This is a genomic window from Sphingomonas prati, from assembly GCF_014643515.1.
GTDB lineage: Bacteria > Pseudomonadota > Alphaproteobacteria > Sphingomonadales > Sphingomonadaceae > Sphingomonas_R > Sphingomonas_R prati.
The window spans coordinates 90,144-116,840 of the sequence record NZ_BMJP01000003.1 but is presented as its reverse complement, the minus strand read 5'-3'; the positions used below and the strand labels follow the sequence as shown (position 1 = coordinate 116,840).

At 65.5% G+C, this 26,697-nt stretch carries 32 protein-coding genes; 30 read left to right on the top strand and 2 right to left on the bottom strand.

The window, feature by feature from the left end; genetic code table 11:
* Positions 1 to 59: 59 nt before the first annotated feature.
* The 16 genes from rplP (at position 60) to IEX50_RS11010 (ending at position 9,054) form a co-directional block, all read left to right on the top strand.
* Positions 60 to 491 carry a 50S ribosomal protein L16 gene (gene rplP / locus IEX50_RS11085; protein ID WP_076072657.1) on the top strand — a complete coding sequence of 144 codons (432 nt, stop codon included), beginning with the start codon at positions 60 to 62 and terminating at the stop codon, positions 489 to 491.
* 1 nt (position 492) lies between these two features.
* Positions 493 to 696, top strand: a complete 204-nt coding sequence (gene rpmC, locus IEX50_RS11080) for a 50S ribosomal protein L29 (protein ID WP_157175981.1) — start codon at positions 493 to 495, stop codon at positions 694 to 696.
* Positions 697 to 708: 12 nt separating this feature from the next.
* A complete protein-coding gene (rpsQ, locus tag IEX50_RS11075) occupies positions 709 to 972 on the top strand; it encodes a 30S ribosomal protein S17 (RefSeq protein WP_157175980.1) in 264 nt (87 codons plus the stop codon).
* Positions 973 to 986: 14 nt separating this feature from the next.
* Positions 987 to 1,355 carry a 50S ribosomal protein L14 gene (rplN, locus tag IEX50_RS11070; RefSeq protein ID WP_076072653.1) on the top strand — a complete coding sequence of 123 codons (369 nt, stop codon included), beginning with the start codon at positions 987 to 989 and terminating at the stop codon, positions 1,353 to 1,355.
* Positions 1,355 to 1,675 (top strand): 50S ribosomal protein L24, encoded by a 321-nt coding sequence (rplX, locus tag IEX50_RS11065; RefSeq protein WP_076072652.1) that lies wholly within the window; start codon positions 1,355 to 1,357, stop codon positions 1,673 to 1,675. The genes rplN and rplX overlap by 1 nt, the downstream gene beginning before the upstream one ends.
* The gene (gene rplE / locus IEX50_RS11060) at positions 1,668 to 2,267 is read left to right on the top strand and encodes a 50S ribosomal protein L5 (protein WP_076072651.1); all 600 of its coding nucleotides are present in this window, start codon (positions 1,668 to 1,670) and stop codon (positions 2,265 to 2,267) included. The genes rplX and rplE overlap by 8 nt, the downstream gene beginning before the upstream one ends.
* Positions 2,268 to 2,301: 34 nt before the next feature.
* Entirely contained in the window at positions 2,302 to 2,607 is a 306-nt protein-coding gene (gene rpsN, locus IEX50_RS11055; protein ID WP_076072650.1) for a 30S ribosomal protein S14, read from the top strand.
* A 9-nt stretch (positions 2,608 to 2,616) separates the two neighbouring features.
* Positions 2,617 to 3,012, top strand: coding sequence for a 30S ribosomal protein S8 (rpsH, locus tag IEX50_RS11050; RefSeq protein ID WP_076072649.1), 396 nt, complete (start codon positions 2,617 to 2,619; stop codon positions 3,010 to 3,012).
* Positions 3,012 to 3,545: a 50S ribosomal protein L6 gene (gene rplF / locus IEX50_RS11045; RefSeq protein ID WP_157175979.1), complete on the top strand. Its 534-nt coding sequence runs from the start codon at positions 3,012 to 3,014 to the stop codon at positions 3,543 to 3,545. The genes rpsH and rplF overlap by 1 nt, the downstream gene beginning before the upstream one ends.
* Positions 3,545 to 3,898 carry a 50S ribosomal protein L18 gene (gene rplR, locus IEX50_RS11040; protein ID WP_157175978.1) on the top strand — a complete coding sequence of 118 codons (354 nt, stop codon included), beginning with the start codon at positions 3,545 to 3,547 and terminating at the stop codon, positions 3,896 to 3,898. The genes rplF and rplR overlap by 1 nt, the downstream gene beginning before the upstream one ends.
* Positions 3,899 to 4,687, top strand: a complete 789-nt coding sequence (gene rpsE, locus IEX50_RS11035; protein WP_157175977.1) for a 30S ribosomal protein S5 — start codon at positions 3,899 to 3,901, stop codon at positions 4,685 to 4,687. It begins immediately after the preceding gene.
* 5 nt (positions 4,688 to 4,692) lie between these two features.
* The gene (gene rpmD / locus IEX50_RS11030; RefSeq protein WP_157175976.1) at positions 4,693 to 4,869 is read left to right on the top strand and encodes a 50S ribosomal protein L30; all 177 of its coding nucleotides are present in this window, start codon (positions 4,693 to 4,695) and stop codon (positions 4,867 to 4,869) included.
* A 139-nt stretch (positions 4,870 to 5,008) separates the two neighbouring features.
* Entirely contained in the window at positions 5,009 to 6,097 is a 1,089-nt protein-coding gene (locus IEX50_RS11025) for a Na/Pi cotransporter family protein (protein WP_184075233.1), read from the top strand.
* Between the two features lie 114 nt (positions 6,098 to 6,211).
* Positions 6,212 to 6,766 (top strand): 50S ribosomal protein L15, encoded by a 555-nt coding sequence (rplO, locus tag IEX50_RS11020; RefSeq protein WP_157175974.1) that lies wholly within the window; start codon positions 6,212 to 6,214, stop codon positions 6,764 to 6,766.
* Between the two features lie 232 nt (positions 6,767 to 6,998).
* Positions 6,999 to 8,366, top strand: a complete 1,368-nt coding sequence (secY, locus tag IEX50_RS11015; RefSeq protein WP_157175973.1) for a preprotein translocase subunit SecY — start codon at positions 6,999 to 7,001, stop codon at positions 8,364 to 8,366.
* 40 nt (positions 8,367 to 8,406) lie between these two features.
* Positions 8,407 to 9,054 carry an adenylate kinase gene (locus IEX50_RS11010; RefSeq protein WP_157175972.1) on the top strand — a complete coding sequence of 216 codons (648 nt, stop codon included), beginning with the start codon at positions 8,407 to 8,409 and terminating at the stop codon, positions 9,052 to 9,054.
* 169 nt (positions 9,055 to 9,223) lie between these two features.
* On the opposite strand, the gene IEX50_RS11005 is transcribed toward IEX50_RS11010, so the two are convergent.
* Complete coding sequence (locus IEX50_RS11005) at positions 9,224 to 10,318, bottom strand: catalase family protein (protein WP_157175971.1); 1,095 nt, start codon at positions 10,316 to 10,318, stop codon at positions 9,224 to 9,226.
* Between the two features lie 108 nt (positions 10,319 to 10,426).
* On the opposite strand from IEX50_RS11005, the gene IEX50_RS11000 reads away from it, so the two are divergent.
* From IEX50_RS11000 to IEX50_RS10935, 14 genes are all read left to right on the top strand, one after another.
* Positions 10,427 to 12,745, top strand: coding sequence for an FdhF/YdeP family oxidoreductase (locus IEX50_RS11000; protein WP_157175970.1), 2,319 nt, complete (start codon positions 10,427 to 10,429; stop codon positions 12,743 to 12,745).
* Between the two features lie 257 nt (positions 12,746 to 13,002).
* Positions 13,003 to 13,371, top strand: coding sequence for a 30S ribosomal protein S13 (gene rpsM, locus IEX50_RS10995; protein ID WP_157175969.1), 369 nt, complete (start codon positions 13,003 to 13,005; stop codon positions 13,369 to 13,371).
* A gap of 101 nt (positions 13,372 to 13,472) precedes the next feature.
* Positions 13,473 to 13,862, top strand: a complete 390-nt coding sequence (rpsK, locus tag IEX50_RS10990) for a 30S ribosomal protein S11 (RefSeq protein WP_076072635.1) — start codon at positions 13,473 to 13,475, stop codon at positions 13,860 to 13,862.
* An 85-nt stretch (positions 13,863 to 13,947) separates the two neighbouring features.
* Positions 13,948 to 15,012, top strand: coding sequence for a DNA-directed RNA polymerase subunit alpha (locus IEX50_RS10985; RefSeq protein ID WP_184075236.1), 1,065 nt, complete (start codon positions 13,948 to 13,950; stop codon positions 15,010 to 15,012).
* Positions 15,013 to 15,169: 157 nt separating this feature from the next.
* Entirely contained in the window at positions 15,170 to 15,592 is a 423-nt protein-coding gene (gene rplQ, locus IEX50_RS10980) for a 50S ribosomal protein L17 (RefSeq protein WP_157175967.1), read from the top strand.
* 123 nt (positions 15,593 to 15,715) lie between these two features.
* Positions 15,716 to 17,818 (top strand): prolyl oligopeptidase family serine peptidase, encoded by a 2,103-nt coding sequence (locus IEX50_RS10975; protein ID WP_229673914.1) that lies wholly within the window; start codon positions 15,716 to 15,718, stop codon positions 17,816 to 17,818.
* A 75-nt stretch (positions 17,819 to 17,893) separates the two neighbouring features.
* Positions 17,894 to 19,477, top strand: coding sequence for a glutamine-hydrolyzing GMP synthase (gene guaA, locus IEX50_RS10970; protein WP_157175965.1), 1,584 nt, complete (start codon positions 17,894 to 17,896; stop codon positions 19,475 to 19,477).
* Positions 19,474 to 20,352 (top strand): TraB/GumN family protein, encoded by an 879-nt coding sequence (locus tag IEX50_RS10965; protein ID WP_157175964.1) that lies wholly within the window; start codon positions 19,474 to 19,476, stop codon positions 20,350 to 20,352. Before guaA ends, IEX50_RS10965 begins: the two co-directional genes overlap by 4 nt.
* 42 nt (positions 20,353 to 20,394) lie before the next feature.
* On the top strand, positions 20,395 to 21,237 hold the full coding sequence (panB, locus tag IEX50_RS10960) for a 3-methyl-2-oxobutanoate hydroxymethyltransferase (RefSeq protein ID WP_157175963.1): 843 nt from the start codon (positions 20,395 to 20,397) through the stop codon (positions 21,235 to 21,237).
* A gap of 65 nt (positions 21,238 to 21,302) precedes the next feature.
* On the top strand, positions 21,303 to 22,001 hold the full coding sequence (locus IEX50_RS10955; protein WP_157175962.1) for a tetratricopeptide repeat protein: 699 nt from the start codon (positions 21,303 to 21,305) through the stop codon (positions 21,999 to 22,001).
* Positions 21,998 to 23,317, top strand: a complete 1,320-nt coding sequence (locus IEX50_RS10950) for an outer membrane protein assembly factor BamB family protein (protein WP_157175961.1) — start codon at positions 21,998 to 22,000, stop codon at positions 23,315 to 23,317. Before IEX50_RS10955 ends, IEX50_RS10950 begins: the two co-directional genes overlap by 4 nt.
* Before the next feature lie 62 nt (positions 23,318 to 23,379).
* On the top strand, positions 23,380 to 24,750 hold the full coding sequence (der, locus tag IEX50_RS10945; RefSeq protein WP_157175960.1) for a ribosome biogenesis GTPase Der: 1,371 nt from the start codon (positions 23,380 to 23,382) through the stop codon (positions 24,748 to 24,750).
* A complete protein-coding gene (locus IEX50_RS10940) occupies positions 24,747 to 24,965 on the top strand; it encodes a sulfurtransferase TusA family protein (RefSeq protein WP_229673912.1) in 219 nt (72 codons plus the stop codon). The genes der and IEX50_RS10940 overlap by 4 nt, the downstream gene beginning before the upstream one ends.
* Positions 24,966 to 25,043: 78 nt before the next feature.
* On the top strand, positions 25,044 to 25,484 hold the full coding sequence (locus tag IEX50_RS10935) for an Hpt domain-containing protein (protein ID WP_157175959.1): 441 nt from the start codon (positions 25,044 to 25,046) through the stop codon (positions 25,482 to 25,484).
* Here IEX50_RS10935 and IEX50_RS10930 read toward each other — a convergent pair.
* Positions 25,476 to 26,675 (bottom strand): DUF418 domain-containing protein, encoded by a 1,200-nt coding sequence (locus tag IEX50_RS10930; RefSeq protein ID WP_157175958.1) that lies wholly within the window; start codon positions 26,673 to 26,675, stop codon positions 25,476 to 25,478. The two genes, IEX50_RS10935 and IEX50_RS10930, sit on opposite strands and share 9 nt — an antisense overlap.
* Positions 26,676 to 26,697 lie beyond the last annotated feature (22 nt).

Genomic DNA, 26,697 nt, shown 5'->3' with positions numbered 1-26,697 from the left:
GCCTCCCCTTATCCAGTTGGCCTGATCGACCGTCGTTACGGTGTCAGAAGGTACAAGACATGCTGCAACCAAAGCGCACGAAATTCCGCAAGGCCTTCAAGGGCCGGATCCATGGCGACGCCAAGGGTGGAACGTCGCTCAACTTCGGTGCCTTCGGCCTCAAGGCCATGGAGCCCGATCGGATCACCGCACGCCAGATCGAAGCGGCACGCCGCGCGATCACGCGTCACATCAAGCGCCAGGGGCGTTTGTGGATCCGCATCTTCCCCGACGTGCCGGTCTCGTCGAAGCCTGCCGAAGTCCGCATGGGCTCGGGCAAGGGTTCGCCCGAATTCTGGGCCGCCCGCGTGAAGCCGGGTCGCATCCTGTTCGAGCTCGACGGTGTCCCCGGTCCGATCGCCCGCGTCGCTTTCGAGCGTGCGATGGAGAAGCTGCCCATCAAGACCAAGGTCGTTGCCCGTCTGGGCGAGTCCGTCCACGAGGCCGAGTGACATGGCGAAGATTGAAGACATGAAGTCCGCTACGGACGACCAGCTGTCGACGCAGCTCACCGAGCTGAAGCGGGAACAGTTCAACCTGCGCTTCCAGGCTGCCACCAACCAGCTGGAAAAGCCCAGTCGGGTTCGTGTGGTCCGCCGGACGATCGCGCAGATCAAGACCCTCCAGACCGAGCGTAACCGCTCGGCTGCCAAGTAAGGAGCGCCAGCCATGCCGAAGCGCGTGCTGACCGGAACGGTGGTCTCCGACAAGACCGACAAGACGATCGTGGTCTCGGTCGAACGCAAGGTGAAGCACCCTGTGTACGGCAAGATCATGCGTCGTTCGAAGAAGTACCATGCGCATGACGAGACGAATACGTTCCGCGAAGGCGAGACGGTCCGGATCGAAGAGTGCGCACCGATTTCCAAACTGAAGACGTGGAAGGTGCTCGACCGTGTCGATGTCCATGCCACGCCCGTCGCAGCCGCCTGAAGGAGGACTGACACATGATCCAGATGCAGTCCAATCTCGACGTTGCGGATAACAGCGGTGCCAAGCGCGTCCAGTGCATCAAGGTGCTGGGTGGCTCGAAGCGTCGTTTCGCGACGGTCGGCGACATCATCGTCGTATCGATTAAGGAAGCCGCTCCCCGCGGCAAGGTTAAGAAGGGCGACGTTCACCGTGCGGTGATCGTGCGGACCGCAAAGGACATTCATCGTCCCGACGGTTCCACGATCCGCTTCGACGGCAACGCTGCGGTCCTGGTCAACAAGAACGAGGAGCCGATCGGCACTCGTATCTTCGGCCCGGTGGTCCGCGAGTTGCGCGCGAAGAACCACATGAAGATCATCTCGCTCGCCCCCGAGGTGCTGTGATGAGCGGAATGAAGGTCAAGAAGGGCGACAAGGTCGTCATCCTGTCCGGCAAGGACAAGGGCAAGCATGGTGAGATCACCAAGGCGATGCCCAAGGATTCGAAAGTGATCGTCGCCGGCGTCAACATCGCCACGCGTCATCGCAAGCCGACGCAGGGGCAGCCCGAGGGCGGTCTCGATCGGTTCGAAGCGCCGCTGCACGTGTCGAAGGTCGCGCTGGAGGATCCCAAGACGGGCAAGCCCACGCGCGTCCGGTTCGAGATGCACGACGGCAAGAAGGTCCGCGTGGCCGTGAAGTCCGGGGAGAAGATCGGTGGCTGAAGCCAATAGCGAGCGTTATACGCCGCGCCTCAAGGCGGATTACGAAGCCCGCATCGTCAAGGCGATGACCGAGAAGTTCGGTTACACCAACCCGATGCAGGTGCCCCGGCTGAGCAAGATCGTGCTCAACATGGGCGTCGGCGAAGCCACGCAGGACAAGAAGAAGGTCGAGAAGGCCGCGGTCGAAATGACCAAGATCGCCGGCCAGAAGGCCGTCGTGACCAAGGCCAAGAAGTCGATCGCCCAGTTCAAGCTGCGCGAGCATATGCCGATCGGTTGCAAGGTCACCCTGCGCCGCGAGCGGATGTACGAGTTCCTCGACCGGTTCGTCACGATCGCGCTCCCGCGCGTCCGCGATTTCCGTGGCCTGTCCGACAAGTCGTTCGACGGCCGCGGCAACTATGCCACCGGCCTGAAGGAACAGCTGATCTTCCCGGAGATCAGCTACGACGAGGTCGACCAGGTCCGCGGCATGGACGTGATTATTGCGACCACCGCCAACACCGATGACGAGGCGCGCGAGTTGCTCCGTCTGTTCGGTTTCCCGTTCCCGCAGCCGGTCGCGCCGGCTGAAGAGAAGAAGGCCGCTTAAGAGCGTGCCGACCGTAGGAAAGAGAACTTAAGTCATGGCGAAACTGAGTTCGATCAACAAGAACGAGCGTCGCAAGAAGCTCGTGAAGCAGTATGCCGGCAAGTATGCCGCACTGAAGGCGATCGCAAACGACGAAGGCAATGATGAGTCCGAGCGGCTCATCGCACGGCTGCGGATGGCCGAAATCCCGCGCAATGCGAACCCCACGCGGGTGCGCAATCGCTGCGAGATGACCGGCCGCCCGCGTGCCTATTATCGCAAGTTCCGTCTCTCTCGCATCACTCTGCGTGATCTTGCCAACAAGGGCATGATTCCGGGTGTTACGAAGTCGAGCTGGTAAGGACCCCCTATGTCTTTGACCGATCCCGTGGGCGACCTGCTCACCCGCATCCGCAACGGCCAGCGCGCGCGCAAGGATAGCGTGGTTTCCCCCGCATCCAAGCTGCGTGCCCGTGTGCTCGATGTCCTTCAGCGCGAAGGCTATATCCGCGGCTATTCCAGCGAACCGGTCGCCGGCCATGACGGCCTGCGTATCGAGCTGAAGTATTTCGAGGGCCAGCCGGCGATCCAGCATGTCGCCCGCGTCTCCAAGCCCGGCCGCCGCGTCTATTCGGGGAGCCAGGAGCTTCCCCGGATCCGCAACGGCCTCGGCATCACCATCGTTTCGACGCCAAAGGGTGTTCTGTCCGACGCGGAAGCGCGCGACCAGAATGTCGGCGGCGAAGTCCTCGCGGAGGTCTTCTGATGAGCCGCATCGGTAAAAAGCCGGTTCCGATGCCTGCGGGCGTCGAAGCCAAGATCGAGGGCAAGCTGCTTTCGGTGAAGGGTCCCAAGGGCACGCTCACCATGCCGTTGCAGGATGAAGTGACCTATTCGGTCGAGGACGGCGGCGTGCAGGTCATGCCGGCGAACGAGACGAAGCGGGCGCGGTCCTTCTGGGGCATGCAGCGCACGATGGTCCAGAACCTCGTCACGGGCGTGACCGACGGCTTCACCAAGAAGCTGCTGATCACCGGTGTCGGCTACCGCGCCAATCTTCAGGGCAAGACCCTGAAGCTGCAGCTCGGCTACAGCCACGACGTGAACTACGACATCCCCGAGGGGATCACGATCGCGACGCCGGACCAGACGACGATCAACATCACCGGTAACGACAAGCAGAAGGTCGGACAGGTCGCGGCCGAGATCCGCCGCTGGCGCAAGCCCGAGCCCTACAAGGGCAAGGGCATCAAGTACGCCGGCGAGTTCATCTTCCGCAAGGAAGGGAAGAAGAAGTAATGGCCAAGCTGTCTCTCTTTGCAAAGCGGCGCCAGCGTGTTCGCACGGCACTGCGTGCCAAGGGCGGGGCCCGTCCCCGTCTGTCGATCCACCGTTCGGGGCGTCACATCTACGCCCAGGTGATCGACGATGCGCAGGGCCGGACCGTGGCGTCCGCCTCCTCGCTCGACAAGGACGTGCGCGGCACGACCGGCGCGACTGCGGAAGCAGCCGCGAATGTCGGCAAGCGCGTGGCCGAGCGGGCTTCGGCAGCGGGTGTCACCCGCGTCGTGTTTGATCGCGGTGGCTTCCTGTTCCACGGGCGCGTCAAGGCGCTCGCCGATGCGGCCCGCGAAGGCGGATTGGAGTTCTAAATGGCTGACGAAATCCAGAACCAGGCGGCCCCAGAGGGCACGCCGGCACCGACCGAGCAGCCCCGCGGCGACAATCGTGGTCCGGGCGGCCCCGGTCGTGGCGGTCCCGGCGGTGGTCGTGGCGGTCCCGGTGGTGGTGCGGGTCGCGGTGGCCCCGGCGGCAACCGCAGCGGTCCCGGCGGCCAGCGTGGCGGTCGTGACGGCAACAATCGCGGTCGGCGTGACGGCCAGCGTGGCGGAAGCGACGATGGCGGCGAAGAGCTGATCGAAAAGCTCGTCCACATCAACCGCGTGTCGAAGACGGTCAAGGGCGGTAAGCGCTTCGGCTTCGCGGCGCTGGTCGTGGTCGGCGACGGCAAGGGTCGGGTCGGCTTCGGTCACGGCAAGGCTCGCGAAGTGCCGGAAGCGATTACGAAGGCCACCGCCGCTGCCAAGAAGGCAATGGTCCGCGTTCCGCTTCGCGACGGTCGCACGCTTCACCATGATGGCCGCGGTCATTTCGGTGCGGGCCTCGTGTACCTCCGCTCGGCACCTCCCGGCACCGGCATCATCGCGGGTGGCCCGATGCGCGCCATCTTCGAAAGCCTGGGCGTCGCCGACGTGGTCACCAAGTCGACCGGCACGAGCAATCCCTACAACATGATCCGCGCAACGTTCGAAGCGTTGACGGAACAGACCAGTCCGAAGTCGGTGGCACAGCGCCGCGGCAAGAAGATCGCCGACCTGCTGGGTCGTGGCGGTGCTTCCGCCGAGGTTGCCGAAGCCGACGCGGCTGCGATCGCGGAGTAAGCGACATGGCAACCATCAAGGTCACCCAGACCGGATCCCCGATCCGCCGCGAACCCAGCCAGCGTGCCACGCTGGTCGGGCTCGGCCTGAACAAGATGCACAAGACCAGCGAACTGGAGGACACCCCTTCGGTCCGCGGCATGATCCGCAAGGTCGCTCACATGGTGAAGGTCGAGGGTTGAACCCTACGATCGCTTGCGAGAACCAAAAAGGCCGCTCCATCCGAAAGGGTGGGGCGGCCTTTTTCTATGGTCCGAGGGGAGCCGACCCTCTGGTCACCTGAGTCTTCGTCTCGTCATGCGGCGGCGTCAGTGTAACCACATGGACCGCATCGGAACTTCGACGTGGCGGACCGCCTCAACCGTGCTGTTCGCGGCCGCGGTCGCTGTCCTCTGCGCGACGGCCGGTATTGCTGCACCTGCGGCGGGCGGTAAGGCAGAAATCGACTGGCTGACATTCGCCATGGGCTGTCTCGGTGGCCTCGCGCTGTTCCTCTACGGTGTCGACATCCTCGCGACAGCGCTGAAGAATGCGAGCGGCGGGCGGTTCCAGTGGCTGCTCCAACGATCGGTGTCGAACCGCTTTTCAGCGCTGGGTGTCGGTACGGTCGCCACCGTGGCGCTCGATTCGTCGTCGGTGGTTATCATCCTCGTCATTACGATCGTCGACGCCGGGCTGATCGCGTTCGGGTCGGCTTTGCCGGTGATTCTGGGCAGCAATATCGGCACGACCTTTTCGAGTCAGTTATTCGCTTGGGATGTCGACAAGTTCGCGCCCGTGCTGATCGCGGCAGCGTTGCTTTGGAGGATGATGGGCAAGTCGGACGCCGCGACCCGACACAGCAATATCCTGCTCGGACTGGGGCTCGTCCTCTTCGGGTTGAACATCATCGGTACCGCAGCCGAACCGCTCCGCGAGAGCCCTGCGATCCTCGACGCACTCAAGCAACTGGAGAACCCGTGGCTCGGTGTTCTGGCAGGCGCGCTCGCCACGGTCGCGATCCAGTCCTCGTCGGCGATGATGGGGATCGTCATCACGCTGGCGGGTGGCGGGCTGATAACGCTTCCCGCTGGGCTGGCGATCATGCTCGGTGCGGAGATCGGGACCTGCGCAGATACGTTGCTCGCGACGGTCGGCCGTTCGCGGTCGGCGGTGAAGGCGGGGATCTTCCACCTGCTGTTCAACATCCTGTCGGTGGCGGTCGGAGTGATGCTGATAGACGCGTTGGCGCGGTTCGGATCGGTGACGGCCTCCGACACGGGACAGCGGATTGCAAACGCGCATGTCCTGTTCAATGTCCTGGGGGCGCTCGCCGTGCTGCCGTTCGTCGGGCCGGCCGCGCGCCTGCTCGACCGGATCGTGCCGGAGCGGGCCGGGTACGCCGTCGCGGAGGTCGAACAGTCGGCCTGACAACAGTGCGGCTGAACTGCTGCAATGTTGCATGGGGGTGACAAACGGGTCCGGTGTCGCTATGCGCCACCGCTTCCCATCCCGCGCGAACATAGCGAAAGCGAGTGCTACCCCATGAAACTCAATGAAATCCGTGACAATGACGGCGCGCGCAAGAGCCGCGTCCGGGTCGGCCGTGGTATCGGTTCGGGCCTGGGCAAGACGGCCGGCCGCGGTCAGAAGGGCCAGAAGAGCCGTTCGGGCGTCTCGATCAAGGGCTTCGAAGGCGGCCAGATGGCGCTGCACATGCGGATCCCGAAGCGCGGCTTCAACAACATCTTCGCCAAGGATTATGCCGAAGCCAACCTGGGCACGATCCAGAAGCTGGTTGAGGCCGGCACGCTGGCGTCGGACGGCGTGATCGATCACGAGGCACTGCAGGCAGCGGGCATCGCGCGCGGCGGCAAGGACGGCGTGCGCCTGCTCGGCAAGGGCGAGTTCTCGTCGAAGCTCAGCTTCCGCGTGGCCGGCGTGTCCAAGGGCGCCAAGGAAGCCATCGAAGCCGCCGGCGGCAGCGTCGAGGTGATCTACGTCCAGCCGGCAGCCGAGAAGGCCAAGGCCAAGCATCGCACAGTCCAGACCGTGCGCGCCGCCGACAAGGCCGAGAAGAAGGCAGCCGCCAAGGGCTGATCCTGTTCCGCCCGCCGGGCGGTCCGAACGCGTCGGAAACGGCATGTTCGGACCCGCTGGGCGGGCCTCGGCTAGGTCGTTCGCGACCGGCCCGAACCGAACGGCGAGGGGGCATGGGGCAGGCCGCACGGCAGCCCGTCCCCTTCGGCTTAGACAAACCGGTCGGTACGACTATATGTGGCGGCGGTGAGCGGGTCTCCCGCCGCCATTTTTTACCGGGATCTGATACCCTATGGCATCCGCAGCGGAACAGCTGGCAGCGAACGTTAGCCTGTCGCAATTCTCCAAGGCGACCGACCTCAAGAAGCGCCTCTGGTTCACACTGGGCGCGCTCATCGTGTTCCGGTTGCTCAGCCACGTGCCGTTGCCGGGCATCGATCCGCGCGCGCTGGAGGTGCTGTTTTCGCAGACCCGCGGCGGTGTGCTCGACTTCTTCAACACATTCTCGGGCGGCAGCCTTGAGCGGATGAGCCTCATCGCGCTCGGCGTCATGCCCTACATCACCGCCTCGATCGTGGTGCAGCTCGCGACCTCGCTGTCGCCGCAGCTCGCCGCGATCAAGAAGGAAGGGGAGAGCGGTCGCAAGAAGCTCAACCAGTATACGCGCTACGGCACCGTCGGGCTGACCGCGATCCAGGCGTATTTCATCGCCGTCGGGCTCGAGAGCTGGGGCAGCACGCAGGGCATCGCCGCCGTGGTGGTCGATCCGTACCTGTTCCGCTTCACGACCGTGCTGTCGTTGATCGGCGGCACGATGTTCCTGATGTGGCTGGGCGAGCAGATCACCAGCCGCGGGATCGGCAACGGCGTGTCGCTGATCATCATGGCCGGCATCGTCGCGGCGATCCCCAAGACGATCGTCAACGTGCTCGAAGGCGGCCGGACCGGTTCGCTGTCGCCGATCCTGATCATCGGCGTGCTGGCGCTGGTCATCGGCCTGATCCTGTTCATCTGCTTCATGGAGCGCGCGCAGCGCCGCGTCCTGATCCAGTATCCCAAGCGCCAGACCGCGCGTGGCATGATGCAGGCGGACCGCAGCCATCTGCCGCTCAAGATCAACACCGCCAACGTCATCCCGCCGATTTTCGCGTCGTCGCTGCTGCTGATGCCGCTGACGATCTCGCAGTTCGCGGGCAAGCGCGTTGAGGGCGACAGCGCTTGGGGCGATTTCCTGATCGGGCTGAACCAGTATCTCGCGCACGGCACGCCGCTGTACATGTCGCTCTACGCGGCCGGGATCATCTTCTTCTGCTTCTTCTACACCGCCGTCGTGTTCAATCCGGAAGAGACCGCCGACAACCTGAAGCGCTATGGCGGGTTCGTGCCCGGCATCCGTCCGGGCAAGTCGACCGCGGACTATCTGGACTATGTCCTGACGCGTATCACCGTGCTGGGCGCGGCGTACCTGACCTTCATCTGTCTGGTGCCCGAGTATATCGTCGCGCGGGCGGGCATTCCGTTCTACCTGGGTGGGACGAGCCTGCTGATCGTCGTCAACGTCACGATCGACACGGTGACGCAGATCCAGAGCCACTTGCTGGCGCACCAATATGGTGACCTGATCAAGAAGGCGAAGCTGAAGGGTGGCGTGCGGCGCTGAGCCGGTCACCAGGGATCAACGCGAGGGGAGCCGCGGCCACATGAACATCATTCTGCTTGGGCCGCCCGGGGCGGGCAAGGGCACGCAGGCCGCCCGTCTCGAACGCGATCGCGGCATGGTCCAGGTTTCGACCGGCGACATGCTGCGCGCAGCGGTCGCGTCCGGCAGCGAGATCGGCCAACTGGCCGACGGCATCATGAAGGCGGGGAAGCTGTTCCCCGACGAGCTGATGAGCCAGGTGCTGGGCGAACGGCTGGACCAGCCGGACACCGCGCGCGGCGTGATCTTCGACGGCTATCCCCGGACGCAGGCGCAGGCGGAATCGCTCGATGCGTTGCTCGCGGCACGCGGCCGGACGCTCGATCATGTGATCGAACTGGTCGTCGACGAGGACGCGCTGGTCGCACGCGTCGAGGGCCGCTTCACCTGCGCGAATTGCGGCGCGGGTTATCACGACACGTTCCAGCAGCCGAAGGTCGCGGGCGTCTGCGACGTCTGCGGATCGACGACGTTCAAGCGCCGCCCGGATGATAACGCTGCCACCGTGCGGACCCGGATGGCAGAGTATCGCGCCAAGACCGCGCCGATCCTGCCTTATTATGAGAGCCGCGGGCTGGTGCAGCGTGTCGACGGCATGGCGGACATCAGCGATGTGACCACTGCCGTTGCGGCGATCCTGGATCGCTGAGGGCCTGGAGCGAGCTCCGCTCTAGCTTGCAATGTCGTCCCGGGCTTGATCCGGGACATCACTTCCAGCGTCGCCTTTGAAAAAGCATCATCCGGGATCAAGTCCGGGATGATGGCTGACGGGGCAGGGGCTCGGCGACCGTCTGGCCGACGAGCCCGCTATTCGAGGTTCAGGCCGGCAGCTTCACTGCCTCACGCGGTTGATGCATCGGGCAGCCGTTCAGCTGTCCGCGTAACCCGGCGGAATTCTTGTAGGGCAGCTTGCGCGCCCGCATGATCCCGCCCAGCGGCTGGTGCGCCGCAAGTCCCTGCCACGGCGCGAACGCCAGTTTGTCGTCGCCGACCGTCGCGCGGGTCTCGCTCCACGCAGTCTGCGGCGCGATGCGGATACGCGCGACCGTCAGGTACGGATTGTCCTCCTCCGGCCAGACCGCCGAGGCGTCCTCGATCGGGTTGGCCTCGACGTCGCGCATCAGCTGCACCTTCATCTCCCACACGCCGCCGTCGGTGGTGAGCACACGGTTCATCTGCTCGCGGATCGCATCGGCGCGGCCGTCGACGGCGATCTCCTTGCCTTCGAGCGCGGTGAAACTCTGCGACGCGGGGAACACGCCGATCTTGCCGACATAGTCGCCGAACCGGATCGGCACCTGACTGAAATAGCTTTCGCCGAGCGGGTGCGAGTTCGGATAGCCGCCCATCGTCTTGAGAAACGTGCTCTCCGTGCCGACCGCCTCGAGCGCGCGTTCCGCCGTGCGGAACACCGCGGAAATGGCCTTCTTGCCCCATTCCGCCTTGTCGGTCGTGCCGGCGAGCAGCTTCAGGTTCTTCATGAACGCCTTGGCATCTTTGGCCGCGAACGCCTTGCCGTTGGCCATCACGAAATCCTGAACCTGGTCGTCCTCCGACCCGGGCAGCCGCGCGCCCTCGACGCCGATCACCTTCACCGCCATCCCGCGCGGCAGCGAGATTGTGTCGGGCAGCGGATCGCCCGCATTGGTCGAGATCCGCACGACTGCGGGATAGCTCTTGGCGGTGCCGAACAGTCCCTGCGCTAGCTCGCTCGGCAGACCCTCGACCACCTCGAACGTCGCCTCCAGCAGCGCATGGCTCTTGGCGTGGACGCTGCGATAGGCGTGGCCATGATCGTCGTTGACGGTGTGCTGGATGCCCATCAGCGTGCGCGACAGCTCGGCGTGCGTTTCCGCCTCGTCCGGCGCCACGGTTTCGAGCGTGTAGTCGAAGGCGATTGGGGTTTTGGGCATCGGGCAACTCCGGCAGTGTCATAGGTTAGCCCAAGAAACCTTCGCCGGCGCGGACCGGTTCCGGTTGTCACGGCGTTGGTACGGTGACGATCAGAACGGGTGTTCCAGATGACCAAGCACAAAAGCGACGACCACGGCCCCGCGCAGGCCCAGATCACCGATTATGAAGGACCCGCCGGCGGCTGGGGGTCGATGAAGGGCATGGCGGCGATCCTGCCCAAGGAGAAGCTCGACCCGCTCGACATGGCGAACCTGCTGCGCCGCCAGAACAAGACCGATGGTTTCCAGTGCGTCAGCTGCGCCTGGTCGAAGCCCGCGCATCCCCACCCGGTCGAATTCTGCGAGAATGGCGCCAAGGCGACCGCGTGGGAGGCGACCGGTTATCGCACCTCGCCCGAGTGGCTCGAGACGCATCCTGTGACCGCGCTGCGCGACCTGTCTGACTACGAGCTGGAACAGCATGGCCGGCTGACCCATCCGGTGCGCTACGACCCGGCGACCGACACCTATCGCACTACGACGTGGGACGCGGCATTCGCAGAAATCGGCGCGGAACTGCGCAGGATCAAGGCGCGCGATCCGAAGCGCGCGGTGTTCTACTCGTCCGGCCGCGCCTCGCTCGAAACCAGCTACATGTATCAGCTGATGGCGCGGATGTACGGCTGCAACAATCTGCCCGACAGCTCGAACATGTGCCACGAGACGACCGGCGTCGCGCTCAAGAAGACGATCGGCGAGGCGGTCGGCACGACGCGGCTCGACGATTTCGAGCATGCCGACGCAATCCTGTTCTTCGGGCAGAATGTCGGGTCGAACTCGCCGCGCATGCTCCATCCGCTGCGCACCGCGGTGAAGCGCGGCTGCAAGGTCGTGACGTTCAACCCGCTGAAGGAGCGCGGGCTGGAGCGGTTCGCCGATCCGCAGAACCCGCTCGACATGGCGCTCGGCACGTCGACGCCGATCAGCACGCAATATCATCAGGTGAAGACCGGCGGCGACATCGCGGTGCTGATGGGCATGTGCAAATGGCTGATCGAGGCGGACGACGCCGCCGGCGGGAAGGCGGGGGGCAGCACGTTCCTCGACCATGATTTCCTGGCCGAACACACGACGGGCTACGAGGCGCTGGCCGAGCGCGCCCGCGGCACGAGCTGGGAGGCGATCGAGGCGGCGTCCGGCCTGCCGCGCGTCGACATCATCGCGGCCGCGCGCGTCTATGCCGAGGCCAAGGCGGTGATGGCGGTCTACGGCATGGGCCTGACCCAGCATGTCCGCGGCACCGAGAATGTCGACATGCTCGTCAACCTGCTGCTGCTGCGCGGGAACTTCGGGAAACCGGGGGCGGGCATCTGTCCGGTCCGCGGGCACAGCAACGTGCAGGGTCAGCGGACCGTTGGCATCGGCCACAAGCCGGAACATGCGCCGCTCGACATCCTGGCCGCGCAATATGGCTTCAAGCCGCCGCGCGAAGAGGGCCTCGACACCACCACCGCGTGCGAGGGGATCCTGGCGGGCGAGGTGGATGCGTTCATTCAGCTCGGCGGCAATTTCGTCCGCGCGATCCCGGACACGTACCGGATGGAGGCCGTCTGGCAGTCGCTGTCGCTGACCGTCCATGTCGCGACGAAGCTCAACCGCAGCCACCTGCTACCCGGCAAGATCGCCTATGTCCTGCCGTGCATCGGCCGGACCGAGCGCGACGATCAGGCGACCGGGCCGCAAACCGTATCGATCGAGGACAGCACGAGCTGCATCCACGCCTCGATCGGCACGCGCAAGGCGCCGGACGGCGATCTAATGTCGGAGCCGGCGATCGTCGGTCGGCTGGCCAAGGAAATCCTCGACCCCAATCCGAAGCTCGACTGGGATGCCTGGGTCGGCGACTACCGCCTGATCCGGACCGCCATCGAGGCGACGTTCCCGGAGAAGTTCCGCGACTACGAGGCGCGGATGCATGTGCCGGGCGGACTGGACAAGGGTAATGCGGTACGCGGACGCAAGTGGCTGACCGAGAGCGGCAAGGCGCAGATCCAGCTGCCGACCGGGCTGGACTCGACCGGGTTCGCCGATACGCCCGAGACGCTGCGGCTGATGACGCTGCGGTCGAACGATCAGTTCAACACGACGATCTACGGCTATGACGATCGGTTCCGCGGCATCTCCGGTTCGCGCCAGGTGGTGTTGATGAACCCGGAGGATATCGAACGGCTCGGGCTGGCGGCGGACCAGATCGTCGGGCTGGAAACGATCTACGACGACGGCCATGACCGGTCGGTGCTCGGCCTGCGGATCGTGCCGTACGAAGTGCCGATCGGCTGCATCGGGGCCTATTATCCCGAGTGCAATCCGCTGATCCCGCTGAAGCATCACGACATCGAGTCGCAGACGCTGGCGGCCAAGTCGGTACCGGTGCGCGTGGTCGCCTGACCGCACGCATTACGGGCCGATGGGTTTCGGGGCGACCGGTCGTGACGCGACGGGTCGCCCTTCCTTCGGGTTGGCTTGACAGTGGAGGGGGGAAGCCCTAACCCCCGCCCATCCCGAGAGGCAGACCCGGCGGCGTTCCTATGCGCGCGTCGGTTTTCCGGTTTTCGGGTGGTCCGTAGCGAATGATTCGTTTCGCGGGCCCACGCGTCGAGATGGGTCGGTCAGCCAGCCGCCCGTGGAGCAGGAGAAAGTATCACATGGCACGTATCGCGGGTGTAAACATCCCGAGCAACAAGCGCGTCGAAATCGCGCTGACCTATATTCACGGCATCGGCCGCACCAAGGCGTTGCAGCTCACCGAGCAGCTCGGCATCGACCGGACCCGCCGCGTGCAGGACCTGACCGACCAGGAAGTCCTGCAGATCCGCGAAGCGATCGACGCCGGCCACACGGTCGAGGGTGATCTTCGCCGCACGGTGGCGATGAACATCAAGCGCCTGATGGATCTGGCCTGCTACCGCGGCCTGCGTCATCGCAAGGGCCTGCCGGTCCGCGGCCAGCGTACGCATACCAATGCGCGCACCCGCAAGGGCAAGGCCAAGCCGATCGCCGGCAAGAAGAAGTAAGCAGAGGCGCTCGCCACAAGCGAGCGACCGCTTACTTCTCCGGCAGCGCGCGAGAGCGCGGTGGCGGAAGCAGCAACAGAATATAGTAGGACCATCGAAAAATGGCACGCGAACCACAGCGCATCAAGCGGCGCGAGCGTAAGAACATCACGTCGGGCGTCGCCCACGTCAACGCCAGCTTCAACAACACCATGATCACGATCACCGACGCACAGGGCAACACCATTGCCTGGTCCTCGGCCGGCATGATGGGGTTCAAGGGCAGCCGCAAGTCGACGCCGTACGCAGCGCAGGTCGCCGCGGAAGACGCCGGCAAGAAGGCGTCCGAGCACGGCGTCCGCACGATCGAAGTCGAGGTCAAGGGCCCCGGTTCCGGTCGCGAGTCGGCGTTGCGTGCATTGCAGGCAGTCGGTTTTCACATCACGTCGATCCGTGACGTGACGCCGATCCCGCACAACGGCGTACGCCCGTCCAAGCGCCGTCGCGTCTGATTACCGGGGCGGGGCCGTTCGGCTCCGTCCGCGAACTTCCTGGCCGGGGCGGACGCGCCTCGTTGCCCAACGTCGAGGGACACTCATGGCTGTCAACGCCAAGAACTGGCAGGAAATGAAGAAGCCGCATGGCCTCGAGAAGAAGGCCGGCGGCGACGGGAAGCGGAAGGCGACGTTCGTTGCCGAACCGCTCGAGCGCGGCTTCGGCCTGACGCTGGGCAACGCGCTGCGCCGCGTGCTGCTGTCGTCGCTTCAGGGGGCGGCCGTCACCTCGATCAAGATCGAGAACGTGCTGCACGAATTCTCGTCGCTGGCCGGCGTGCGCGAAGATGTCACCGACATCGTCCTGAACGTCAAGCAGATCGCGCTGCGCATGCAGGGCGAAGGGCCGAAGCGCCTTCAGCTGTCGGTCACCGGACCGGCCGAGGTCACCGCGGGCGACATCGCCACGTCGGGCGACATCGAGGTCATGAACCCCAAGCTCGTGCTGTGCCATCTCGACGAGGGCGCCGTTCTGAACATGGAACTGACCGCCGACGTCGGGAAGGGCTATGTCCCGTCCGCGAACAACCGTCCGGCCGATGCGCCGATCGGTCTGATCCCGGTCGATGCGCTGTACTCGCCCGTCCGCCAGGTGGCATACAAGGTCGAGAACACCCGCGTCGGGCAGGAGCTGGACTATGACAAGCTCACGCTGAACATCGAAACCGACGGCACCGTGACCCCTGACGACGCCGTGGCCTATGCCGCGCGCATCCTGCAGGACCAGTTGCAGCTGTTCGTCCACTTCGACGATTCGATGGTGTCGGCCTCGGCCCCGATCGGGATCGCCGTGCCGCCGTCCTCGGGTGGCGTGGATCCGGAAGGCGACAGCAACCAGCTCAACCGCTACCTTCTCAAGAAGGTGGACGAGCTGGAATTGTCGGTCCGTTCGGCGAACTGCCTCAAGAACGACAACATCATCTACATCGGCGATCTGGTCGGCAAGACCGAAGCCGAGATGCTCCGCACCCCGAATTTCGGCCGCAAGTCGCTGAACGAGATCAAGGAAGTGTTGGCGTCGATGGGGCTGCGGCTTGGGATGGAAATCCCCGGCTGGCCGCCCGAGAATATCGAGGAAATGGCCAAGAAGCTCGAACAGGAGTTTTGAGGCCGGTCGAAGTTGCGGAGCCGTTTTACACCGCAACTTTGACAACTTCGAAGGATTTGACCCGGCGCGATCGCGTTGGGGGAATGGGTTTGGCGGTGCCCTTCACCGCCTGGTCCGGGGTACCTGACACGGCCCCTGAACGAACGGAGTGTGGATTATGCGCCATCGTGTAGGCGGACGGAAACTTCAGCGGACGGGCAGCCATCGTACGGCCATGTTCCGCAACATGTCGGCGGCGCTCATCAAGCATGAGCAGATCACGACGACCCTCGCCAAGGCGAAGGAACTGCGGCCTTACGTCGAAAAGCTGGTGACGCTGGCGAAGAAGGGTGGCTTGGCTAACCGTCGTCTGGCGCATGCCCGCATGCTCGACGACACGCAGCTGGTGAAGCTGTTCGACGTGATTGCCGACCGCTATGCCACGCGCGCCGGTGGTTACACCCGCGTGATCAAGGCCGGTATCCGCGCCTCGGACGCGGCATCGATGGCCATCATCGAATTCGTCGATCGCGACATGTCTGCCAAGGGTCAGGACTCCGGTCCGGTCCAGGCGCAGGACGAGTATGAAGACGAAGCCTGATTAGCTCACGGCTTTTGACTTGCGGGAAGGGCCGGGGACGATAGTCTCCGGCCCTTCTCGTTTGTCCGGAGTGCGCCCCCCATGTTGCGTCCTGTTCTTGCCCTCCTGCTTTCGGTGTCCGCCATGCCGCTTTCCGCCCAGGCCCTGACCTATCCCAAGACCGAGCGCGGCACCGTCGCCGACGTGCAGTTCGGCGAGGCGGTGAAGGACCCCTATCGCTGGCTCGAAAACGACGTGCGGCAGGACCCGAAGGTCCGCGAGTGGGTGACGGCCGAGAACGCCGTGACGGACGCCTATCTCAAGACGCTGCCCGGTCGCGAGGCGATCGCCCAGCGGCTGAAGGCGCTCTGGAACTACGAGCGGTTCGGCCTGCCGCGGAAGTCGGGCGGGCGTTATTTCTACACGCGCAACACCGGGTTGCAGAACCAGGCCGTGCTGTACGTCCGCGATACGCTGAACGGCACGCCGCGGCTGCTCATTGATCCCAACCTGTGGGCGAAGGACGGCGCGACCGCATTGTCCGACTGGAACCCGTCCGAGGACGGCAAGCGGATCGTCTATTCGATCCAGGACGGCGGCACCGACTGGCGGACGCTGAAGGTGCTCGACGTCGACACCGGCAAGGTGATGACCGACGAGATCAAGTTCGTGAAGACCAGCAACGGCAGCTGGGCGAAGGACGGCTCGGGCTTCTATTACTCGCGCTTCCCCGAACCGGCGGCAGGCGACACGTTCCAGGCGGTCAACCTGAACAGCAAGCTCTACTTCCACCGCCTCGGCACGCCGCAGTCCGCAGACCGGCTGGTCTACGAGACCCCGGCGCATCCGAAGTGGGGCCATTATGGCAGCGTGACCGACGATGGCCGCTGGCTGGTGATCTACACGTCCGAGGGGACCGACTCGCGCAACGACATCACGCTGCTCGACCTGACCAAGCCCGGCGCGACACCGCAGCCGCTATTCACGGGTCTTAAGAACAACTGGATGGTCGCCGGCAACGAGGGCAGCGATTTCTGGTTCGTCACCGACCTGGAAGCGCCGCGATTGCGCGTTGTGAAGGTCGCCGTGGCAGGCGCCGCGCCGGTCGTGACGCCGGTGATCGCCGAGGACAAGGCGACGCTGCAGGGCGCGGGTATTGTCGGCGGCAAGCTGGTCGCGGAATATCTGGTCGACGCTAAGAGCGAGGTGCGGGTCAGCGGCCTCGACGGCAAGCCGGTGCGGACGGTCGCGTTGCCGGGGATCGGCAGCGTCGCCGGGTTCGGCGGCAAGCAGGACGACAGCGAGACGTTCTTTGCGTTCACCAGCTTCAACACGCCGAGCGCGATTTATCGCTATGATATCGCCAGCGGCAAGGCGACGCCGTGGGCGATGCCCAAGGTGGCGTTCGACCCGGCGAACTACGTGGTGGAGCAGCGTTTCTACCCGTCGAAGGACGGCACGAAGATCCCGCTGTTCGTGGTGCACAAGAAGGGGCTGAACCTCGACAAGGGCGCGCCGACGATGCTGTACGCCTATGGCGGGTTCAACATTTCGATGACGCCGTCTTTCTCGCCCGCGAACCTAGCGTGGATGGACATGGGCGGAGTCTATGCGCAGGCATCGCTGCGTGGCGGCGGCGAATATGGCAATGCGTGGCACGACGCCGGGCGGCTGCAGAACAAGCAGAATGTGTTCGACGACTTCATCGCGGCGGGCGAATATCTGATCGCGCAGGGGATCACGACGAAGGGCAAGCTGGCGATCCGCGGCGGCTCCAACGGCGGCCTGCTGGTCGGGGCGGTCGTCAACCAGCGGCCGGACCTGTTCGCCGCAGCGCTGCCCGCGGTCGGGGTGATGGACATGCTGCGGTTCGACCGGTTCACGGCCGGGCGTTACTGGACTGACGATTATGGCTACCCGTCGAAGGAGGCCGATTTCCGCGTGCTGCGCGCGTATTCGCCCTATCACAACATCGCGGACGGCAAGCCTTACCCGGCGGTGCTGGTGACGACGGCCGATACGGACGACCGCGTCGTGCCGGGCCACAGCTTCAAATATACCGCGACGTTGCAGGCGGCGAAGGTGGGCGACAAGCCGCACCTGATCCGGATCGAGACGCGCGCCGGGCACGGATCGGGCAAGCCGACCGACAAGATCATCGAGGAATATACCGACCTGTGGGCGTTCGCGGGCAAGTGGACCGGACTGACCACCGCGGCGGAGGGCGCGATCGCCGGGGGACAGTGAACAGGCGACCCTGACGGTCGGATGGCACGAAGCGTCGCTGGACAGGGCGGGGGGTGGACCGTATCGCGTAGCGCCATGACAGACGGCACCCCGACCCCCCCGACCGCACACCCCACCGATTGCATCCTGATCGTCGATTTCGGCAGTCAGGTCACGCAGCTGATTGCACGCCGCGTGCGGGAGGCGGGCGTCTATTCGGAAGTCGCGCCGTTCAACCGCGCCGCGGAAGCCTTCGAGCGGTTGCAGCCACGTGGGATCATCCTGTCCGGTGGTCCGGACTCGGTTGCGCGGCTCGACAGCCCGCGGGTGCCGCAGGAGTTTTTCGAGGCCGGGCTGCCGATCCTGGGGATCTGCTACGGCCAGCAGCTGATGTGCCAGCAGCTTGGCGGATCGGTGACGCCGCACGAAAGTGGGGAGTTCGGCCGGGCCTTTATCGAAGTGACGAAGCGGTCCGTGCTGTTCGACGGCATGTGGGCCGAGGGCGAGCGCCATCAGGTCTGGATGAGCCACGGCGACCGTGTCGACGCGCTGCCACCCGGCTTCCACCCGGTCGCCGCATCCGAAGGCGCACCGTTCGCGGTAACCGCGGACGAGGATCGGCGGTTCTACGGCGTGCAGTTCCACCCGGAGGTCGTCCACACGCCGGACGGGGCCAAGCTGATCGCGAACTTCGCGCGGCACGTTTGCGGACTCGCGGGCGACTGGACGATGGCGGAGTTCCGGCAGGCCAAGATCGCTGAGATCCGTGCGCAGGTCGGCGACGGGCGGGTGATCTGCGGATTGTCCGGCGGGGTCGATTCGGCGGTGGCGGCGGTGCTGATCCACGAGGCGATTGGCGACCAACTGACGTGCGTGTTCGTGGATCACGGGCTGCTGCGGCTGGGCGAGGCGGATCAGGTCGTCGGGCTGTTCCGCGAGCATTACGGCATCCCGCTGGTCCATGTGAACGTCGAGACGCTATTCCTGAACGGGCTCGCGGGGCTGACCGATCCGGAAGCGAAGCGGAAGTTCATCGGCAAGACGTTCATCGACGTGTTCGAGGACCAGGCCAATAAGATCGGCGGGGCCAAGTTCCTGGCGCAGGGGACGCTGTACCCCGACGTGATCGAGAGCGTGAGCTTCACCGGCGGGCCGTCGGTGACGATCAAGAGCCATCACAATGTCGGCGGTCTGCCCGAGCGGATGGACATGGCGCTGGTCGAGCCGCTGCGTGAGCTGTTCAAGGACGAGGTCCGTGCGCTGGGCCGTGAGCTGGGTCTGCCCGAACTGTTCGTCGGGCGGCATCCGTTCCCGGGGCCGGGTCTTGCGATCCGCATTCCGGGTGAGGTGACGAAGGCGCGCTGCGACATCCTGCGCAAGGCGGATGCGGTGTATCTGGCGGAAATCCGTGCGGCGGGGCTGTACGATGCGATCTGGCAGGCGTTCGCGGTGCTGCTGCCCGTGCGGACCGTGGGCGTGATGGGCGACAGCCGGACCTACGACTATGTCTGCGCGCTGCGGGCGGTGACGTCGACGGACGGGATGACGGCGGATGTCTATCCGTTCGACGCCGCGTTCCTTTCACGCGTCGCGACGCGGATCGTGAACGAGGTGCAGGGCATCAATCGCGTGACGTACGACTATACATCCAAGCCGCCGGGGACGATCGAATGGGAATGACCGGACGCGGCATTGCGGCGGCCTGCGCTGCGCTGGTGATGGCCGGTACGGTCGCGGCCCCTGCTGCGGCGGAACCGGCGATGTGGACGGTGCGCGACGCCGACTCGACGATCTACCTGTTCGGGACGGCGCATGCCGTGCGCCGCGATACGGGCTGGAAGACGAAGAAGATCGACGCGGCGATGAAGGCGTCGCGGAAGCTGTGGCTGGAGATCAGCGACGACCTGGCGACGTCGCAGGCGACGATGGCCGTGATTCTGAAGAAATACGGGCTGGACCAGACCAAGCCGCTTTCGCAGAAGCTGACCGAAGCGCAGCGCGTGCGGCTGGCCGCGGTCCTGAAGCCATACAACATGCCGATGGCGCAGCTGGAACCAATGCGGCCGTGGCTGGCTGCGGTGACGCTGGGCACGCTGCCGTTCGTGAAGGCCGGTCTCGATCCGGTCGCGGGGGCCGATCGGACGCTGCGTATCATCGCGGTGGCGGAGAAGGACCAGATCCAGGGGTTCGAGACGCCCGAGCAGCAGATCCGCTTCCTCGCCGATTTCAGCGAGGCGGAGCAGCTCGCGTTCCTAGATAGCGCCATGCAGGAGGCCGAGAAGGGGCCGGCGGAACTGACCACGATGGCGACTGCGTGGGAGAATGGCGACGTGCCGACACTGGCGCGGATCGTGACGACCGACATGAAGCAGGAGTCGCCGCTACTGTACGAGAAGCTGCTCGTTGCGCGGAACATCGAGTGGGCGCGGCGGATCAAGACGATGCTGGCCGGCAAGGGCACGATCTTCGTCGCGGTCGGCGTTGGTCATCTGGTCGGGCCGGACAGCGTGCAGGCGCAGCTGGCGAAGAGCGGGATAGTGGCGATCCGCCGCTAAGCGGTTATTTGCGCTGGCGGGCCGGCGTTGGTAGGCGGGCGCATGTCGACTTTCCAGCCTGAGGCGGGGGCCTCCGCCACGCCGCTTCGCCGCATCACTGTTCCCGCGATCCGCGCCGGCAAGGGGGGGACGCCGTTGGTGATGCTGACCGCCTATACCGCGCGTGTCGCGGCGTTGCTCGACCCGCATTGCGACATGCTGCTGGTCGGCGATAGCCTGGCGCAGGTGATCTACGGGCTGCCGTCCACCGTACCCGTTACGCTCGAGATGATGTGCGCGCACGGCGCGGCGGTGGTGCGCGGGGCGGCGCATGCGCTGGTCGTGATCGATATGCCGTTCGGCAGTTACGAAGCCTCCAAGGAAGTCGCGTTCGACAGCGCGGCGCGCATCCTGAAGGAAACCGGCGCCTCGGCGGTGAAGCTGGAGGGCGGCGTGGCGATGGCCGAGACGATCGCGTTCCTGTCCGCGCGCGGCATCCCGGTGATGGCGCATGTCGGGCTGACCCCGCAGGCGGTGAACGCGCTCGGCGGCTATGGCGCACGCGGTCGGAGCGAAGCTGAGGCGGCCAAGATCATCGGCGATGCGCAGGCGGTGGCCGATGCCGGCGCATTCGCGATCGTGATCGAGGGCGTGCTGGAACCGATCGCGGTCGCGATTACCGAGGCGGTAGCGTGCCCGACGATCGGCATCGGCGCATCCGCCCGGTGTGATGGCCAGGTACTGGTGGGCGAGGACATGCTGGGCCTGTTCGACCGGACACCGAAGTTCGTGAAGGCGTATGGCACGATGGCGGCGGGCGTGACCGATGCTGCCACGCGCTATGCCGCCGACGTCCGGGCGCGGGCGTTTCCGACGGCGGCCGAGACGTACCAGCCGAAGATATGACTCAGCTTCCGTTCAGGCCTTTGCGTCGCTAAGGCTACCGCCTGTTCTTTGTCCGGAGATCCCGATTGGCGCTCGCACCACAGAATGAAGAGACGTTTTTCCGCGAGGTTGACGAGGATCTGCGTCGCGACCGCGTGGAAACGTTCGTGTCGCGGAACGGCAAGTGGATCCTGCTCGCTGTCGTGCTGCTGCTCGCCGCGGTTGGCGCGTACATCTACTGGCAGCATCGCCAGACGCAGGCGGCCGAGATGCATAGCGAAGTGCTGACGCAGGCGTTGACCGATCTGGGCGAGGGCAAGGACGCCGGCGTGAAGGCGCGGCTGGAAGGGCTCGCCGCAACGAGCAACGACGGGTATCGCGGAGCTGCGCTGATGACCGAGGCATCTGCGGCGCTTGTCCGCAACGACCAAGCGGCGGCGGTGGCGGGGTTCGCGAAAGTGGCGACCGACACGTCGGTGCCGCAGCCGCTGCGCGACGCGGCGCTCGTCCGCCAGACCGCGATCGAATATGACAAGCTGCCGCCGGCGACGGTGATCACGCGGCTAAAGCCGCTGGCGATCGCGGGCAACCCGTGGTTCGGCAGCGCGGGCGAAATGGTGGCGATCGCGTATTTGCGCACTAACAAGCCGCAGGATGCGGGGCGGATCTTTGCCGCGATCGCGCGGGACGAAACGATGCCGGCCAGCCTGCGCGGACGCGCGGTGCGGGTGGCGGGCGCGCTCGGGTTCGACGTGCCGCAGTCGACTGAGGAAAGCATGCAATGAAGACGGGCAGGTTCGCAGCGGTGCTGCTGATCGCGACGGCGTTGGCCGGTTGCGGCGTGTTCAAGGGTGGAAAGCCGAAAACGACGTTGCTGGGTGACCGTATCGCGGTGCTGACATCGGAAAACAGCGCCGAGCTGGACCCGTCGATCGCGGCGGTGCCGGTCACCGTGCCACCGTCCGAAGCGAATGACAGCTGGACGCAGTCAGGCGGTAATGCCCAGAAATCTATGGGCAATGTCGCGCTGAAGCCGACGCTTGCCCGCGCTTGGACCGTTTCGATTGCCGGCAGCAGCAAGCAGGTCCGGCTTGCCGCTGCACCGGTTGTGGCCGGCAACCGCGTCTATGTGATGGATACGGAAGCCGTCGTGCGTGCGATCGACGCCGCGACGGGCGGCGTCGTCTGGTCGTCGCGCCTGACCGATCCTGCCGGCAACGAGCGGTCGCTGTTCGGGGGGGGCGTCAGTGTGGATGGCGACCGGCTCTATGCCACCAACGGCGTCGGCGATGTGGTGTCGCTGGAAGCGGCGACCGGCAAGGTCGTTTGGAAGAAGCGGCCGGGCGGCCCGTTGCGCGGCGCGCCGACGGTATCGAACGGCAACGTCTATGTCGTGAGCCCGGACAACCAGCTCTTCGCGCTGAATCAGGCGACCGGGGAGACGATCTGGAACGAGTCCGGAACGCTGGAAGCGGCCGGCGTGTTCGGCGTGGCGGCTCCGGCGGCGGCGCAGGGGACTGTTGTTGCGGGCTTCTCCTCCGGCGAGTTGACCGCATACCGTTACGAAAACGGGCGCGCGGTGTGGCAGGATGCCCTTTCGCGGACGAGCATTTCGACCGCGGTGTCGACGCTGAGCGATATCGACGCCGATCCGGTGATCGACGGCGGACGCGTCTACGCGGTCGGCGAGGGTGGACGCATGGTCGCCCTGGAACTGACCACCGGCCAGCGCCTATGGGAGCTGAACGTCTCAGGAATCGCGACACCATCGGTCGTCGGCGACTGGATCTTTGTCGTGACGGACGATGCGCGGATGCTCTGTATCCAGCGCGCGACCGGGCGGATCCGCTGGATCAGCCAACTGCCGCGTTGGCGGAACGAGGAGAAGAAGAAGGGCCTGATCGGCTGGACCGGACCGGTACTGGCTGGTGATCGTTTGCTGGTGGTGAACACCCAAGGCGAGATGGCATCGGTGACACCGGCCGACGGCAAAATCTCCGCGCCGATCGAGGCTGGCAAGGCGTTCTACCTGCCGCCGGTGGTGGCTGGAAACACGCTGTTCCTGCTCGACAATGACGGGAAGCTGAGCGCCTGGCGGTAGGCCGCCAAACGGGTCGCGTAACTTTGCCGTGACCTGCGCGCAGATTCCGCTACATCGCGGCGATGGCTAAACTTCCCATCGTCGCGATCGTCGGCCGACCGAACGTCGGCAAATCCACGCTTTTCAACCGCCTGGTCGGCAAGCGCGTGGCGTTGGTGGACGATCGGCCCGGCGTGACGCGCGACCGGCGCGAAGGCACCGCCGTCCTGCTTGGCATGGAATTCAAGATCGTCGATACCGCGGGTGTCGAGGACGAGGACCCCGATACGCTGCCCGGCCGGATGCGGATGCAGACGCAGAACGCAGTGCGCGAGGCGGATGTCGCGCTGTTCCTGATCGATGCGCGCGCGGGCATCGTGCCGCAGGACGAGGAAATCGCGCGCTGGCTGCGGTCCGAGGATACGCCCGTGATCCTGATGGCGAACAAGGCGGAGGGCAAGGCCGCGGAGAGCGGCGTGCTGGAAGCGTATTCGCTGGGGTTCGACACGCCGATGCCGTTCTCCGCCGAGCATGGCGACGGGCTGGTCGACCTGTTCGAGGCGTTGCGGCCGCATATCGAGTTCGAAGGGTTCGACGATGTCGTTGACGAGCCCGAAGAGGATGAGGAGAGCGGCCCGCTGAAGCTGGCGATCGTCGGGCGCCCCAATGCGGGCAAGTCGACGCTGGTGAACCGTATCCTGGGTGAGGAGCGGATGATCACCGGGCCGGAGGCGGGTATCACGCGCGACTCGATCGCGATCGACTGGGAATGGACCGCGCCTGACGGGCAGGTCCGGCCGGTGCGGCTGATCGATACCGCCGGTCTTCGCAAGAAGGCGAAGGTTCAGGACAAGCTGGAGAAGCTGTCCGCGCAGGATGCCATGCATGCGGTCGATTTCGCGGAAGTGGTCGTGCTGCTGCTCGATGCGACGCTGGGTCTGGAAGCGCAGGACCTGCGCATCGCGGACCAGGTGTTGCAGGAAGGGCGCGCGCTAATCATCGCGCTGAACAAGTGGGACGTGGCGGAGAACCCGCCGAGCCTGTTCCAGGGCGTGCGGTTCGCGCTGGAGGAGGGGCTGGCGCAGGTGCGCGGCGTGCCGTTGCTAACGATCTCGGCGGAGACCGGGCGCGGTATGGATCAGCTGATCCAGGCGGCGTTCGACGTGCGCGAGGCGTGGTCGAAGCGCGTGTCGACGGGCGTGCTGAACCGCTGGTTCGAGAAGGCGGTCGAGATCAATCCGCCGCCGGCCCCGGGTGGACGCCGCATCAAGCTGCGTTACCTGACGCAGGCCAAGACGCGGCCGCCGGGGTTCATCCTGTTCGGGACGCGGGTCGATCAGCTCCCCGAAAGCTACAAGCGCTATCTGATGAACGGCATCCGCAAAGATCTTGGCTTCGGTGCGGTGCCGATCCGGCTGACCGTGCGTGCGCCGCGGAATCCGTTCGACCGGTGAGCGCCGACGCCGACGCCGTGCTTGTCGATACGCGCGGGATGCGGTGTCCGTGGCCGGCGGTGCGGCTGGCGCGCGCCGTCCGCGGGGGGGCGGACGGCGCGCATTATATCCTGATGGCGGATGACCCGAATGCCGGGAGCGAGATCGCTGCGCTGGCTGCCGCGAATGGTTGGTCGATGAGCCAGGAATTGGACCGAATAGACATTCGGACCTGAGGAGCCATCAACCATTTGTTTACCTGTTCTTGAGTAGATATTGACTATCCGGGTCGGATCGCGAGCAGGGGGCAAGCCGTGTCACAACTAGACGGCGCACTCGTGGATTGGACCGCGTACCACCGCGCGCAGGTGGAACTTGGCGCGGACTTTGCCCGGATCCTTGGTTATTTCCGCGAAGACGGTGCGCGATCGGTCTCTGCGATCGAGGATGCAATGCGGCAACGGTCCGTCGCGTCGCTCGTGATGCCAGCGCATACGCTGAAAGCAGATGCCGCCCAGCTTGGTGCAAGCGGGTTGGCGACGCTGGCGGAACTTGTGGAGGAGACTGCGCGCGATTGCCTCGAGCGGCGCGAGGGGTGCGACCAGCTACTCGGCGAGGTCGTGCGACTGCGCCCGATGTTCGTGTCGACCATGGCATTGCTGAACCAGGCGACCAGTTCGGTCGTGATGCGCCGGCCACAGGGGTTCGGGCGGAAAGTGGTGTTCGGGCGGGGGTTGCCGGGCGTATCAGTCTGAGCCCGGCCGGTGGTAGGTGCCGGCAAGTGTGCGCCATACCCATTCGAGTGGCCCGTGTCGGTAACGATCTAGCCAGGCTTTCGACCAGAGCAGCATGATCGCCCAGGTGGCGACGACGACGGCGAGCAGTTGCAACCGGTCCAGCCGACCGAACAGGCCCAGACCGTATCCGTAGAAGAGCGTCGTCATCATAAGGCTGGTGCCGAGATAGTTGGTGAAAGCGGCACGGCCGACCGCAGCGATCCGGGTTCGCACGGCCCCGTCACCAGCGATCAGAACCGCCAGCGCGACATGCGCCAGGGCGAGCAGCGGCCGGAACGGGAGCGACCAGACCGTCGTGACGCCCAGGTTCACGACCGGATCGAAGCCGGACCGGATGGCCCAGTAAGCCAGCAGCAGCATTACGGGAATTGCCATGGCGTAGCCAACGAGCGCGACCTGGCGGTATCGCTGTCGCGGCCAGACGCCGGTCAGGAAGCCGGAGCGCAGGCCTGCCATGCCGAACAGCATCATGCCGAGCGTTTCGAGCCCGTTGCCGATCAGCATCGCGAACGGCAGTCCGAGATCGACGGTGACGCGGTGGTGAAGCAGCGCGGGGTAAGTGCCGTGCATGCGGTGGATTTCGGCGGCGATGGCGGGGCGGTCGACCGCGCCGATCTGTGGCGCGATGGTCGACCAATCGGCGGGGTTGGCGCGAAGTGAGGCAAGGCCGAACAGCGATGTGGCCGACAGGATAGCGTGAAGCAGCAGGCAGAGCAGCGCGAGGCGGACCAAGGCAGCCGGGCGGCGGTCTGCGACGAACATGGCCAGCGTGCCGAGCACGGCATATTGGAACAGGATGTCGCCCCACCACAGCAGATAGAAGTGAGCGAGCCCGAACAACGCAAGGACGGCCATGCGGCGGATGTGCACAACGCCCTCGTCCCGTCCGGCGGCGATGGCGCGGTCGATGACCAGCAGGATGCCGGCGCCGAACAGCAGCGAGAAGATGTTGCGCAGCTTCCCGTCGACCAGCACGAACTGAGCGATCCAGATCGAGCGGTCAGCCGGGCCGTGCAGCGCGACCGCGTGCGGGTTGAAATAGGCTCCTTCGGGCAGGGCGAACCCGCCGATGTTCATGAGCAGGATGCCCATGACCGCCAGCCCGCGCAGGACATCGAGCGTGATGATTCGGTCGGCGTCGGGCCGCATTGATTGCGCGGCCGTCACCGGG